Source organism: Sphingomonas sp. IBVSS2 (assembly GCF_002127225.1).
Taxonomy (GTDB): Bacteria; Pseudomonadota; Alphaproteobacteria; order Sphingomonadales; family Sphingomonadaceae; genus Sphingomonas.
In genome coordinates, this window is sequence record NZ_NFUR01000002.1 from 553,206 (window position 1) to 565,523 (window position 12,318).

Here is a 12,318-nt window from a genome sequence, read left to right on the forward strand (position 1 = left end):
CTCGCGCGCTTCTCGGACTGCGACTTATCCGCCCTTAGGGGCCGGACGCGCACGCGCACGCCCCTAAGGGCATTTCACAGGTCTGAACCCTAGTCTCCAGCCGAGAGAGAGCTGTCATGCTGCGCGATCCGAGTATCAAATACCGTCCGTTTCCCCAGGTGAACCTGCCCGGCCGCCAATGGCCGAGCCGCACCATCACCAAGGCGCCCCGCTGGCTGTCGACCGACATGCGCGACGGCAACCAGGCGCTGATCGACCCGATGGACGCCGAGAAGAAGACCCGCTTCTTCGAACTGCTCTGCAAGGTGGGCGTGAAGGAGATCGAAGTCGGCTTTCCGAGCGCCGGCGCCACCGAGTTCGATTTCATCTCGAGCCTGGTTCGGCAGGAGAGGATCCCGGACGATGTGATCGTCCAGGTGCTCACCCAGTCGCGCCAGGACCTGATCGAGACCAGCTTCCAGAGCCTGAAGGGCGCCAAGCAGGCGATCGTCCATCTCTACAACGCCGTCTCGCCGGCATGGCGCCGCATCGTGTTCGGCATGAGCCGCGAAGAGATCAAGGGCATCGCGGTCGCCGGCGCCAAGGTGCTGCGCGACGAGGCCGCCAAGCAGCCCGATACCGACTGGCATTTCGAGTATAGCCCGGAGACTTTCTCCACCGCCGAGCTCGATTTCTCGGTCGAGGTCTGCGAGGCGGTGATGGACGTGCTGCGTCCGACCACCGAGCGCCCGCTGATCCTCAACCTGCCGGCGACGGTCGAGGCGGCGACGCCCAACATCTATGCCGACCAGATCGAGTGGTTCTGCCGAAACATCCGAAGCCGCGAGACGGTGGTGATCAGCCTGCACACGCACAATGATCGCGGCACCGGCGTCGCCGCGTCCGAATTGGGGCTGCTGGCGGGCGCGGACCGTGTCGAGGGCTGTCTGTTCGGGAACGGCGAGCGTACCGGCAATGTCGACATCGTCACGCTGGCGCTCAATATGTATACGCAAGGCGTTGATCCGGGGCTGGATTTCTCGAACATCGACGAGGTGATCCAGACAGTCGAATATTGCAACCAGATCCCCGTCCATCCGCGGCACCCCTATGCCGGCGACCTGGTGTTCACGGCATTCTCTGGCAGCCATCAGGACGCGATCAAAAAGGGTTTCGCCGCGCAGGAAGCGCGCAATGACGAGATCTGGGACGTGCCCTATCTGCCGATCGATCCCAAGGATCTGGGGCGCGACTATGAGGCGGTGATCCGCGTCAACTCGCAATCGGGCAAGGGCGGCGTCGCCTGGGTGCTCGAGCAGGACAAGGGGCTGAAGCTTCCCAAGCGGATGCAGGCCGATTTCTCGCGCCACGTCCAGGCACTGGCCGACGAGACCAGCCGCGAGCTCAATGCCGCCGACATCTGGGGCCGCTTCGAGCAGACCTATCTGCCGGGCGCCGGGGATCGCTTCGCGCTGGTCGACTACGAGGAGACCGGCGCCGCCGGGCAGCGCGTGTTCGTCGGTCGCATCGCGGTGGACGGGGAGGCGCGCTCGATCTCCGGCCGCGGCAACGGCCTGATCTCGGGCGTGATCGACGCGCTGGCGGGCACGACCGGGCCGGCGCTCGACGTCGTCGACTATAGCGAGCACGCGATCGGCCATGGCGCCGATGCGCAGGCCGCCGCCTATGTCGAATGCCGTACCGCCGAGGGGCGCACGGTGTTCGGCGTCGGCATCGATGCCGACATCGCGACGGCATCGGTGCGCGCGGTGCTCAGCGCGGCGAACCGGGCCTGAGCGCACCGGGGTTCGTTCCGAATCGGCAACGGTTTGCGATTGTCCCGAATCGCGTGGCGGAACTAGGATCAGGGCAGCGATCGAAGGGGGGATGAATGATCCTGACGTTGATTGTTGCCCTGATGGGCGACGGCGAGCCGGTTGTTCAGCGTCGTGCCCAGCCGGTGCTGCTCGAGCGCCGCGCCTATCGGTGCCTGATGCAGCATCTGGACGAAGTGCGCCTGGCCTCCGGAAAGGTGGTGATCGACCTCACCACCTGCCCACCCTCGCTGGTGCAGGGTTCCTATCCCGTGCCGCCGGGCGAGCGCATCCTGCCCTTGACCGTTCCCGAGCTGAAATGCCTAAGGCAGGCGCGTCGGCCGAATACGGGGATCGCCGACTTCTCGCGGCCGGGCAAGGTTGCGCTCTACCTCTCGCCCTGCGGGGGGCGTCGCTGATGACGACTCCCCCGATCGGCGCGATGCATGCTCCGCCCGCACGGCGCGGCTGGGCGCCGGTGATCGACTGGATCCGGATCGGTGCCGACGTCGCCGTGGTGGTGACGGTTGCCGTGATGGTCTGGATCTATTTCGCGGGGCGGAGCGATGCCGAGCACATGCGGCGCCAGGAAATGACCGCGTCGCTTCTGGCGATGAAATATGACGAAGCCCTGCGGGGGCCGCAGCAGCGCGTGAACAAATATTTCACCGATGGGCGCGCCATTTACGACAAGGCATATGTCGCACGCCTCGCCGGCAAGCCCTATCCGGCCCAGGACATTCCACCAGAGGTTCGCGCGGATCTGCAGAAGCTGACGGATTATTATACCGATATCGCGAGTTGTGCGACCAACAATCTTTGCGACGCGCAGATGGTAGATCTGTGGTTCAAGGGCGACATCCACGACTTTGCCTGCCATGTCTATCTGGTCGGCCTGCCTGAGCTGCGGCAGAACCTTGGCGACAACTATGGCGCAGCGCTGTTGGCCTATGCCGGGAAATGCGGCCCGAACTAATTCGCGGTCCAGCCAAAGTCCTTCACTTGCGACGCGATCGAGGAATTGCGGAGCTCGACACAGGCAGCGGCGCGATCCGAACCGACCATGGCGGGATTGATGGCCTCGAAGGTCTTCATCATCCTTTCGGGGTCGCCGCATCCTTCGGCGATGATCCGGGCCAGCGAGAAGCTCAGCGCGGCCATCAATACCCCCATGGCGGGGATATCCTTGTTGGCGACACCCATCTTGGCCACCTCCAGGACGGTGCCGTCCAGCGGCAGGTATCGTTGCGCGGCATTGAACCGGACCACCAGTTCGCGGGCATTGGCCACCGCGCTCGTCCCGGCAGGCCGGTTCATGTACCAGGACATCGCGCGCAGATATGCAAGAGCGGCATAGTTGTTGGGCGCAAGGCTGGTCAGGTCGACCTTGCCGAACAGCGGTTCCATCTTCGCGAGATACTGGCGCCCGGCCGCCATATCGAAGGTGCCGGTCATCGACCCGCGCATCACGCCCACGAACAGCATGACGGTCTTCCATTTCATCCCGTCGGGCGTGCGCGGGGAGAATGCATCGAGCGCCGCGGCAAGGTAATAGGGGGTGCCGGCATTGGCCGCCTCGACGGATCGCCGGGATATCACCAGCAGGTCATCCAGATCCCGCTCCATCGCATCGAAGCGCCCGGGCGAATAGGGCGTGCAATTCCCGACGGGAACCATCAACAGGCTGGTGGAATCGCTGAGATCGGAATTGGCCTGGGCGGCCTTGAACTTGTCCGGCTTGATCAGTGCCACGGACAGCAGGAGGACCTTGGGCAGCAGGCGGCGCGTGAGTTGCTGCGAGCGCGACGCGCGGCAGGCACTCGACCCGTGCAGATCGGCCGGTACGACCTCATCGATCAGCGAAGTCGTGGCAAAGCTCGACAGCAATCCGATCGGCAAAGTGCCGTTGCTGATCACCGACTGGAGCCCGAGCAGATCGGCCTCGAGCTCGGTGTTCTGGTTCTGGTTTCCCAGGACGAGATGCGCCGCTTCGTGCGCCATGAGAAACTGCGCGCTCAGCCAGGGCAGGCCGGTCAGGAACTGTTCGATCGTCAATCCATCGGCGTCGCTCGGTTCCCAGGGCATCGGGCGGGCCTGTGCGAGATGGGCGGTCACCGCTGCATCGAGGCAACTGGACCATCCTCCGCCACGGCGGATACAGGCCTGGGCGGCGGGTCTTACCGTGTCTTCGCCACGCATGTTGCCGGACAGGTGATACGCCTGGAGGAGCAGCATTCGGCATTGCCGGGGAAGGAAGCCGGCCGGGACGATGATCCTGGGCGTTCCCTGCCCGCCGATCGGGGCGCGCGCCTGGGGGCCCAGCAGATACTCGTCGACCGTCTCCTCGATGCGGACCTTCGACAGCGTGTCGAAAAAGCGGACGGGGAAGCTTTCGGTCAGCGCCTGTTTCAGTCGCCATTTCTCCTGCTCGCCCAGATGCTGGGGCAACTGGTTGCAGAGTTCGAGCTGCGGGTTGCCCGCCGCATGCGCGGGGCTTGCCGACAGGAGCGACAGGGCGGCCGCGATCGGCGGCAAAGCCGGCTTGCACCAGGATAGCATTGCGATTCCCCCTTGCGGGCCGCCGGAGACGGCCCGCGCAATGGAGATTATCAAAGCGCACGGGATCGCGAAACGGAGAGGCTCCGGGAATTAGGTCCGGAACGAGGCTATCGGTTGGCGGGGGTTAGCGTGTCCGGACGATCTCGCAGCCGATGCGCGCATCGGGATAGATGTCGAGCTTCATCGAGCGGACGGTGACGCGGACCACCCGCGGATCCTTGAGCGCCAGCGCCGCGATCTGCTCGCAAAGCGTCTCCTGCAGCTCGAAATGCCGCGATTCCACTAGCTTGCGGATGCCGGTTCGCAGGAAGTCGTAATCCACCACCGCGTCGATCCGGTCCTCCGGCGGCGCGGGATAGCGGCAGGTCATCGCGACATGCAGCGTCACGCGCTGGGGCGCGGCGCGTTCCTCGGGGTGGATGCCCAGGCCCATCGCCACTTCGAGCCCGTCGAGCAGGATGGCATATTCAGCCATGCGGGCGCTCCCGCCCCTCGAACATCACGTCGCCGTCGCGCTGGAGGAAGCGCTGGCCGCAATCGACGAAGACATTCTGGCCGGTGATGCTGCGGGCGGTGAGCAGATGCTCGACCGTGGCCGCGATGTCGGCAAGCGCGACGGGGCGCTGGAGCAGGTTCTGGCGGGCGTGCCCGGCGAATTCCTCGGCGGTCTGGTCGAGGCTGGGGAGCGTGAGGCCCGGCGAGACCGCGTTCACCCGGATGCGCGGCGCGAGGCCGCGGGCGAGCAGCTCGGTCGCGGTGGCGAGCGCGGCCTTGCTGAGCGTGTAGGTGAGGAAATCGGGATTGAGGTTGGCGAGCTTCTGGTCGAGCAGGTTGACCACGGCGCCCTCGTCGAGATCGTCCTGCGCCGCCAGCGCCGAAGCGAGCGCGACGGGGGCGCCGCAATTGACGCGCATGTGCCGGTCGAGCAGCGCGAAATCGGCGAGGGGCAGGGCGTCCCAGGCGAATTGGGAGGCGTTGTTGACGAGCCCTTCCACCGCGCCGCCCAGACCTTGCCGGGCTGCCGCGATCAGCGCGGGAGCGGTCTTCGCCTCGGCCAGTTCGCCGCTCACCACGCAGGCGGTGCCGCCCTCGGCTTCGATCTGCGCGCGCAGCGCCTCGGCCTCGTCGGGGGCATGGTGATGGTGGATCGCCACGGCATGGCCGCGCAGCGCCAGCCGGCGGGCGATCGCCGCGCCGATCCGTCTTGCGCCGCCGGTGACGAGAACCCGCATCAATAGCCCATCAGCTTGAGCACTTCCTGGCGGCTGCGCTCGTCGTCGCGGAACACGCCCATCATCCGGCTGGTGACCATGCCGACGCCGGGCGTGCGCACGCCGCGCGCGGTCATGCAGCCATGCGTCGCCTCGATCACGACGGCGACGCCCTGGGGCCGCAGCTTGTCCCAGATGCAGTCCGCCACCTGCGCGGTGAGCCGTTCCTGCACCTGGAGCCGGCTGGCGAAGCCGTGGAGCACGCGGGCGAGCTTGGAAATGCCGACGACGCGGTCCTTGGGCAGATAGGCGATCGACGCCTTGCCGGTGATCGGCGCCAGGTGATGCTCGCAATGCGACTGGAACGGGATGCCGTTCAGCAGCACGATGTCGTCATAGCCCCCCACTTCCTCGAACACGCGGTTGAGGTGATGGGCAGGGTCCTCGTCATAGCCCTGGCAATATTCCTTCCAGGCGCGGGCGACGCGCTGCGGCGTATCGAGCAGTCCCTCGCGCCCGGGATCGTCGCCGGCCCAGCGGATCAGCGTGCGGATCGCGTCCGAAACCTCGGCGGGGACCGGAATCTTGGCCGACGGCGCAACGATGTCGCCATCTTCGGGCCCCTCGTGATCATGCACCATTTTCTTCTCTTCCTCGCGACTTTCGGTCTTTACGCTACGGCATCTGCGGTTCTTGCAGAAACCGGGTGTGGCTCAACTGTATCTCATCGAGAAAAACGGCAGGAAACTGCGGAGTTCCCGCCCTTATCCCCGTTGACGGGCTGAAAAATGCAGCGTTAGTTTCGCTGGCGATAAAAGCAACGCCGTGACCGGTAGGAGCCGGCCGGCGCCCAAGGAGGGGGATGCACCCGATGAAGAAGCTCGACCTGCTCGCGGCGACTGCGCTCACGCTGTTCCTCGCGACGCCCGCCTTTGCCCAGCAGCAGACGACGGCGGCACCCGCGCCGGACGACAGCCAGGAATATACCTCCGCCAACGAGATCGTCGTCACGGCAACCCGCCGTAACGAGACCGTGCAGGACGTGCCGATCGCGATCACCGCCATCGGCGCCGCGGAACTGCAGAATGCCGGCGTGGACAATATTCGCGACCTTGAGCAGCTCGCGCCGTCGATCCAGAGCTCGACCGGCCAGTCCTCGGCCACCGGCACCACCATCTATCTGCGCGGCATCACCACGGGCGGCGACAATCCGGGCTTCGAGCCCGCGGTCGGCGTGTTCATCGACGGCGTGTTCCGCGCCCGTGCCGGCGTCGCCATCTCCGAGCTGCCCGAGCTGGAGCGCGTCGAAGTGCTGCGCGGCCCGCAGGGCACGCTGTTCGGCCGCAACACCTCGGCCGGCGCGCTCAGCATCTACACCGCGCTGCCGCAGTTCGAGACCCATGGCTATGTCGAGGGCACCTACGGCAACTACAACGCCTATGGCGTCAGGGGCGCGATCACCGGCCCGGTGAGCGAAGGCCTCGCGCTGCGCCTCGACGGCAGCTACCGGAAGCGGGACGGCTACATCAAGGACGCCAACAGCGACCGCCGCTTCAACGACATCGATCGCTGGGCGCTGCGTGGCCAGGCGCTGCTCGACAAGGGCGACGTGACCTTCCGCCTGATCGCCGACTATTACCAGACCGACGAAGTCTGCTGCGCCACCGTCTCGGTGGTGCGCGGCGGCCTTGCCCAGGTGATCAACGGCATCGCGGCGTCGCAGGGGCGGGTCGGCATCTACACCGGCCAGCCCAGCGACCGCATCCAGGCCGCTTCGCCCAATCGCAACTATGGCGAGAAGGTGAAGGACTGGGGCCTTTCGGGCGAGCTCAACTGGGATCTGGGCGGCGCCAAGCTGACTTCGATCACCGCCTATCGCGACTGGCGCGCGCTCCGCAGCCAGGACATCGACTTCTCGGGCATCGATCGCGCCTATCGCGACGGCTACAAGACCCGGCTGAAGGATTTCACCCAGGAAGTCCGCCTCCAGGGCTCGGCGTTCGGCGGCGTGCTCGACTGGCTCGTCGGCGGCTTCTACCTGCACGAGCAGAACGACCTGACCGACACGGTGCGCGTTGGCAACGACGCCAATCTGTACGTCGATTCGGTGTTCAATGCGCTCGCCGGCCCGTCCTTCGGCGGCAGGGTGCAGTTCTACGGCTCGCTCGGCCCGACGGTGCCGACGCCGGGCGCGGTGTTCCTCAATCCGGCGGTGCCCAATTCGCTGCCGGCGCTCCAGGCCGTTTATGGCGCCACGCTCGCGCCGCTGGTCGGCTGCTTCCGCGCCCAGGCGGGCACGGCGCCGGGAAGCCTCTGCGTGATTCCGGGCTTCCCCGCCACGCCGATCCCGGGCCTCGCCGCGCTGGCCGCGTCGCCGCTGCCGGGCGCCGTCGCCGGCCAGGGCAACAACAACGACCAGTTCGGCGTGAAGACCGATGCCTTCGCGCTGTTCACGCACAATATCGTCAACATCACCGACAAGTTCTCGCTGACCCTCGGTGCGCGCTGGAACCATGAGCGCAAGGCGATGAACGCGTCGATCAACAACAATACCGGCAGCTGCACCTTCTTCAACCAGGTGCGCGCGGGCAATCCGGCGGCTACCGCCTATGCCAACCTGCTCAAGCAGCTCGGTATCTTCAACAACCTGTACCTGCTGAGTTGCAATCCGGCGATCAACACCGAGTTCAACGGCAACTACGCCGACAGCTTCACCGATGATAAGATCACCGGCACCGTGAAGCTCGCCTACAAGCTTTCGAACAAGCTGCTGATCTACGGAAGCTATGATCACGGCTACAAGTCGGGCGGCTATAATCTCGACCAGGCGACCTTCGACTCGGTGCTGCTCGGCGGCAACGGCCCGCAGGGCCGCGACCTGCGCTTCGGCGCGGAGACCAACGACGCGTTCGAGATCGGTACCAAGTTCAGCCCGAACCGTGCCTTCTCGCTGAACATCGCCGCCTTCTACATGAACTTCTACAACCTGCAGTCGCTGGTGTTCTCGGGCAATAACTTCGTCGTCCAGAACGTCCCCAAGAGCGTTTCGAAGGGCGTGGAGATCGAATCGACGATCCGGCCGTCCAAGAACCTGACCTTCCAGCTGGGCTACAGCTATATCGACGCCCAATATTCCAAGTCGAACAACTTCACCGGCACGCCGCTGCAGGGCCAGGAAGGCCGCCAGTTCCAGAACCAGCCGAAGCACACCGTGACCGGCTCGGTGACCTGGGAGCCGCAGATCACGAGGGGCCTCAAGGGCCTGATCCATATGGATGCCCGCTACAACAGCGAAGTCGACATCCCCTCGAGCAACCCCGATCCGGTGACCGGCCACACTGCGATCCGGAACGAAGGCTATGGGCTGATCAACGGCTCGATCGGCCTGCAGTCGAACGACGGGAAGATCCGCGGCGAGGTGTTCGTCGAGAACCTCACCAATACTTTCTACTTCATCTCGGGCTTTGCGGTGCCGGAGCAGACCGGCAACTATAACGGCTATCCGGGCTATCCGCGCTTCTACGGCGCGCGGCTGCGGTTCGGCTTCTAAAACAGGCTTCGGCCAGGGATGGGGGCGCTCCGGGAGACCGGGGCGCCCTTTTCGTTGGGAGGGAGTGCCGGCTCCGCCCGGCGGGAGGAAGGCCAGTGCCTTTGGCGAACCGGAACCCCGAACGGATGGCTCAGCGGACGCCGCGCGGCCTGACCGTGCTGTACAGGCGGTTGTCCTGCCCAAAGACCACCCGGATATCCTGCGGAGCACCCTTGCCGCCACAATCCAGCACCGCCGCGCGCTCGCCGGTCCAGAGAGCCCGTCCGATGCAATCCGGCGCGGCGGGCACGAGGTAGAGCGGTACGTCCCCGGAATAGCCGCCGACCTGATATTTCTGCACGGTATAGGCAATGGTCTGGAAGAGCGTGAACCCGGCCAGGGCGAGCGTGGTTGCGGCGGTGACGCCGGTGCCGGGAGTACGATGTCGTCGAAAACGCAGCGCGGCCTGGCCGAGCAGGCCGACAATGGCGACGCCGCTCGTCGAAACCGCCGCAGCCGCCCCGGCTTCTGCCTGTCCACGGAACAGGCCCCATATGCCCAGGGCGAATATGAGACCGGCAATGCCAAGCGCGATGCGCTTCAGCCAGGCCAGTCGGCTCTCGAAGCCTCCGACAAGCCAAGCCGCCAGAAACAGGATGGCGAGAGGGATGGTGAAGAACAGAAGCGATAGCCCCGACATCGCCACATCGGCGAATGTCGCGAGCTGAAGGAAATTCAAACCCCAGCGATCGAAGACCGCCTGGTTGGCGAGGATCGACAGAGCGAAGGAGGCGGCGGTCACGACGGAAAAATACTCCGTCAGCCTTTTGCCCAGCCCGATCCTGCCGGGTCGAGGGGGCTCGGCGCCGGGCAAATGCCGCGCCTCGATATCCTCTTGCCGGACTTTTGGAGACACGGCTCGCCGCTTGTTCGTTTGTACTGTCATCAGCCCCCCGGGGCAGGCCCCTAGCAGGAAGAACGAGCCCAGGTGAAGCCTTGGCGCAAGGGCGTCACTCCCCGAACAGCGCGTCGATCGGGCTCTTCGGCAGGAACCACAGCACCGCCACCAGCGCCGCGCAGGCGAGCCCCGCCCAGGGAGAGACGAAGGTGAGCGCGATGCCGCTCGCATAGATGGCGGAGGCCACCGCGCCCTTGCGCAAGGTGCGGTGGTGATAGGCTTGCGCCGCCGCGTCCTGCCGGCCGGTGCGGCGGATCACTGCCTGGAGCCAGACATAGGCAAAGCTCGGCAGCATCATGACGCACATATAGACGAGCGCCGCATCGTGCGTGAAATGCTGCTCGCCCAGATAGGCGGTGGCGAAGGGCACCAGGGACAGGGTGAAGAGCAGGGCGATATTGGCCCAGAGCAGATCATTGGTGATCCGCGTGGCATGGGCGAACATGCGGTGGTGGTTCACCCAGTAGATCGCGACATAGGCATAGCTGAGCACATAGGCGGTGAAGACCGGCCACAATGCCCAGAGATGTTGCAGGCCAGGTTCCTCCGGCGCCTTCATCTCGAGCACCATGATCGTGATGATGATCGCGATCACGCCGTCGGAAAAGGCTTCCACGCGATTGACGCCGCCCCGGCCCTCGTCGGTCTCGTTCAAGTCAGCCCCCTTTGCTCGCTGCAGTTGCGATGCTTATAGTTCGATATCGAGCTGCGGGAACCGTTCCGAAGGAGGAAGCGATGCATGTTCCGCCCAGCTTCACCACGCTCTTCCCCTATCTCTTCGTCGGCGGGGCGCATGCCTATCTCGACTTTCTGGTGCGGGGCCTGGGCGGCGAGATCGTCGGCGTGCACCAGACGCCGGACGGCGTGGTGCGCAACGCCCAGCTGCGTTTCGGCGACACCACCATCATGGTGAGCGAGGCGGGCGAGGGGCGGGAGCCGCCGCGCGGCACCTAATTATCTCTATGTCGAGGGCGCCGATGCGGCGATGGCGCGCGGCGTGGAAGCGGGCGGGACGACGGAGAGCGAAGTGGGCGACCGCGTCTATGGCGACCGGCAGGGCGGGCTTCGCGATCCCGCGGGCAATATCTGGTGGCTGTCGCAGCGGCTGGCGCCGGGCCCCTATTGAAGCCCGGCGCCGCACGCCCTCTCCTTAATTCTTTTCCTTGTCGACCAGCTTGTTGGCGCCGATCCAGGGCATCATCGCGCGCAGCTCGCTGCCGACCTGCTCGATCGGGTGGCGCTTGGCGGCGATGCGGCTGGCCTTGAGCTCGGGCTGGCCGGCGCGGTTGTCGAGCACGAAGTCCTTGACGAAGCGGCCCGACTGGATGTCGGCCAGCACGCGCTTCATCTCCTTCTTGGTCTCTTCGGTGATGATGCGCGGGCCGGTCTTGATGTCCCCATATTCGGCGGTGTTCGAGATCGAGTAGCGCATGTTGGCGATGCCGCCCTCATACATCAGGTCGACGATCAGCTTGAGTTCGTGGAGGCACTCGAAATAGGCCATTTCCGGCGCATAGCCGGCCTCGACCAGCGTCTCGAAGCCGGCCTGGACCAGCGCGGTGGCACCGCCGCAGAGCACCGCCTGCTCGCCGAACAGGTCGGTCTCGCATTCCTCGCGGAAATTCGTCTCGATGATGCCCGAGCGGCCGCCGCCCACGCCCGAGGCATAGGCGAGCGCGAGGTCGTGCGCGTTGCCGCTGGCATCCTGGTGGATCGCGATCAGGCAGGGGACGCCGCCGCCGCGGACATATTCGCTGCGCACCGTGTGGCCCGGCCCCTTGGGCGCGATCATGATCACGTCGATGTCCGCCGGGGCCTCGATCAGGCCGAAATGGATGTTGAGGCCATGGGCGAAGGCGAGGGCGGCGCCGGGACGCAGATTGCCCTTGATGTCGTTCTCCCAGATCGCGGCCTGGTGCTCGTCGGGCGCGAGGATCATCAGGATGTCGGCCCAGGCGGCGGCTTCCTTGTTCGGCAGCACCTTGAAGCCGGCGCCTTCCGCCTTGGCGGCCGAAGCCGAGCCGGGGCGGAGCGCGATGGCGACTTCCTTCACGCCGCTGTCGCGCAGGTTCTGCGCATGGGCATGGCCCTGCGAGCCATAGCCGAGGATGGCGATTTTCTTGCCCGAGATCAGGTTCAGATCGGCGTCGCGATCATAATAGACACGCATGATATTCCAGTCCCTTTCCGCAATGTGATCGTCATGCTGAACTTGTTTCAGCATCCAACGTGCAACTGGCGACGGTGTCGCTCGTGGAGGGTTGGACC

The 12,318-nt window shown here is 65.6% G+C and carries 13 protein-coding genes; 6 read left to right on the forward strand and 7 right to left on the reverse strand.

Going from position 1 to position 12,318, the window contains the following annotated elements:
- Positions 1-116 precede the first annotated feature (116 nt).
- From leuA to CAP40_RS08655, 3 genes are all read left to right on the forward strand, one after another.
- Entirely contained in the window at positions 117-1,775 is a 1,659-nt protein-coding gene (gene leuA, locus CAP40_RS08645) for a 2-isopropylmalate synthase (protein ID WP_086128967.1), read from the forward strand.
- A 95-nt stretch (positions 1,776-1,870) separates the two neighbouring features.
- A complete protein-coding gene (locus CAP40_RS08650; RefSeq protein ID WP_086128968.1) occupies positions 1,871-2,212 on the forward strand; it encodes a hypothetical protein in 342 nt (113 codons plus the stop codon).
- Positions 2,212-2,769 carry a hypothetical protein gene (locus tag CAP40_RS08655; protein ID WP_086128969.1) on the forward strand — a complete coding sequence of 186 codons (558 nt, stop codon included), beginning with the start codon at positions 2,212-2,214 and terminating at the stop codon, positions 2,767-2,769. The genes CAP40_RS08650 and CAP40_RS08655 overlap by 1 nt, the downstream gene beginning before the upstream one ends.
- On the opposite strand, the gene CAP40_RS08660 is transcribed toward CAP40_RS08655, so the two are convergent.
- From CAP40_RS08660 to folE, 4 genes are all read right to left on the reverse strand, one after another.
- Positions 2,766-4,352: a hypothetical protein gene (locus CAP40_RS08660; protein WP_144034286.1), complete on the reverse strand. Its 1,587-nt coding sequence runs from the start codon at positions 4,350-4,352 to the stop codon at positions 2,766-2,768. The two genes, CAP40_RS08655 and CAP40_RS08660, sit on opposite strands and share 4 nt — an antisense overlap.
- Before the next feature lie 124 nt (positions 4,353-4,476).
- Positions 4,477-4,827, reverse strand: coding sequence for a dihydroneopterin aldolase (locus CAP40_RS08665; RefSeq protein ID WP_086128971.1), 351 nt, complete (start codon positions 4,825-4,827; stop codon positions 4,477-4,479).
- Positions 4,820-5,584, reverse strand: a complete 765-nt coding sequence (locus CAP40_RS08670; protein WP_086128972.1) for an SDR family NAD(P)-dependent oxidoreductase — start codon at positions 5,582-5,584, stop codon at positions 4,820-4,822. The genes CAP40_RS08665 and CAP40_RS08670 overlap by 8 nt, the downstream gene beginning before the upstream one ends.
- Entirely contained in the window at positions 5,584-6,204 is a 621-nt protein-coding gene (gene folE, locus CAP40_RS08675) for a GTP cyclohydrolase I FolE (RefSeq protein ID WP_086128973.1), read from the reverse strand. The genes CAP40_RS08670 and folE overlap by 1 nt, the downstream gene beginning before the upstream one ends.
- 230 nt (positions 6,205-6,434) lie before the next feature.
- On the opposite strand from folE, the gene CAP40_RS08680 reads away from it, so the two are divergent.
- Entirely contained in the window at positions 6,435-9,113 is a 2,679-nt protein-coding gene (locus CAP40_RS08680; RefSeq protein ID WP_086128974.1) for a TonB-dependent receptor domain-containing protein, read from the forward strand.
- A 130-nt stretch (positions 9,114-9,243) separates the two neighbouring features.
- On the opposite strand, the gene CAP40_RS08685 is transcribed toward CAP40_RS08680, so the two are convergent.
- Both CAP40_RS08685 and CAP40_RS08690 read right to left on the reverse strand, forming a co-directional pair.
- Positions 9,244-10,038: a hypothetical protein gene (locus CAP40_RS08685; RefSeq protein ID WP_086128975.1), complete on the reverse strand. Its 795-nt coding sequence runs from the start codon at positions 10,036-10,038 to the stop codon at positions 9,244-9,246.
- Positions 10,039-10,102: 64 nt separating this feature from the next.
- Positions 10,103-10,705: a TMEM175 family protein gene (locus CAP40_RS08690; protein ID WP_086128976.1), complete on the reverse strand. Its 603-nt coding sequence runs from the start codon at positions 10,703-10,705 to the stop codon at positions 10,103-10,105.
- 80 nt (positions 10,706-10,785) lie between these two features.
- On the opposite strand from CAP40_RS08690, the gene CAP40_RS08695 reads away from it, so the two are divergent.
- Together CAP40_RS08695 and CAP40_RS20420 are read left to right on the forward strand one after the other, a co-directional pair.
- Positions 10,786-11,004 carry a glyoxalase/bleomycin resistance/extradiol dioxygenase family protein gene (locus CAP40_RS08695; RefSeq protein ID WP_086128977.1) on the forward strand — a complete coding sequence of 73 codons (219 nt, stop codon included), beginning with the start codon at positions 10,786-10,788 and terminating at the stop codon, positions 11,002-11,004.
- Positions 11,005-11,035: 31 nt separating this feature from the next.
- Complete coding sequence (locus tag CAP40_RS20420) at positions 11,036-11,176, forward strand: hypothetical protein (RefSeq protein ID WP_179187997.1); 141 nt, start codon at positions 11,036-11,038, stop codon at positions 11,174-11,176.
- A 24-nt stretch (positions 11,177-11,200) separates the two neighbouring features.
- On the opposite strand, the gene ilvC is transcribed toward CAP40_RS20420, so the two are convergent.
- Entirely contained in the window at positions 11,201-12,274 is a 1,074-nt protein-coding gene (ilvC, locus tag CAP40_RS08700) for a ketol-acid reductoisomerase (protein ID WP_144034287.1), read from the reverse strand.
- Between the last annotated feature and the right edge of the window lie 44 nt (positions 12,275-12,318).

Excerpts from the sequence above, each read along its gene's own strand:
- leuA (WP_086128967.1), top strand. The coding sequence starts at position 117 with ATGCTGCGCGATCCGAGTATCAAATACCGTCCGTTTCCCCAGGTGAAC.
- CAP40_RS08650 (WP_086128968.1), top strand. The coding sequence starts at position 1,871 with ATGATCCTGACGTTGATTGTTGCCCTGATGGGCGACGGCGAGCCGGTT.
- CAP40_RS08655 (WP_086128969.1), top strand. The coding sequence starts at position 2,212 with ATGACGACTCCCCCGATCGGCGCGATGCATGCTCCGCCCGCACGGCGC.
- CAP40_RS08660 (WP_144034286.1), bottom strand. The coding sequence starts at position 4,352 with ATGCTATCCTGGTGCAAGCCGGCTTTGCCGCCGATCGCGGCCGCCCTG.
- CAP40_RS08665 (WP_086128971.1), bottom strand. The coding sequence starts at position 4,827 with ATGGCTGAATATGCCATCCTGCTCGACGGGCTCGAAGTGGCGATGGGC.
- CAP40_RS08670 (WP_086128972.1), bottom strand. The coding sequence starts at position 5,584 with ATGCGGGTTCTCGTCACCGGCGGCGCAAGACGGATCGGCGCGGCGATC.
- folE (WP_086128973.1), bottom strand. The coding sequence starts at position 6,204 with ATGGTGCATGATCACGAGGGGCCCGAAGATGGCGACATCGTTGCGCCG.
- CAP40_RS08680 (WP_086128974.1), top strand. The coding sequence starts at position 6,435 with ATGAAGAAGCTCGACCTGCTCGCGGCGACTGCGCTCACGCTGTTCCTC.
- CAP40_RS08685 (WP_086128975.1), bottom strand. The coding sequence starts at position 10,038 with ATGACAGTACAAACGAACAAGCGGCGAGCCGTGTCTCCAAAAGTCCGG.
- CAP40_RS08695 (WP_086128977.1), top strand. The coding sequence starts at position 10,786 with ATGCATGTTCCGCCCAGCTTCACCACGCTCTTCCCCTATCTCTTCGTC.
- CAP40_RS20420 (WP_179187997.1), top strand. The coding sequence starts at position 11,036 with ATGGCGCGCGGCGTGGAAGCGGGCGGGACGACGGAGAGCGAAGTGGGC.
- ilvC (WP_144034287.1), bottom strand. The coding sequence starts at position 12,274 with ATGCTGAAACAAGTTCAGCATGACGATCACATTGCGGAAAGGGACTGG.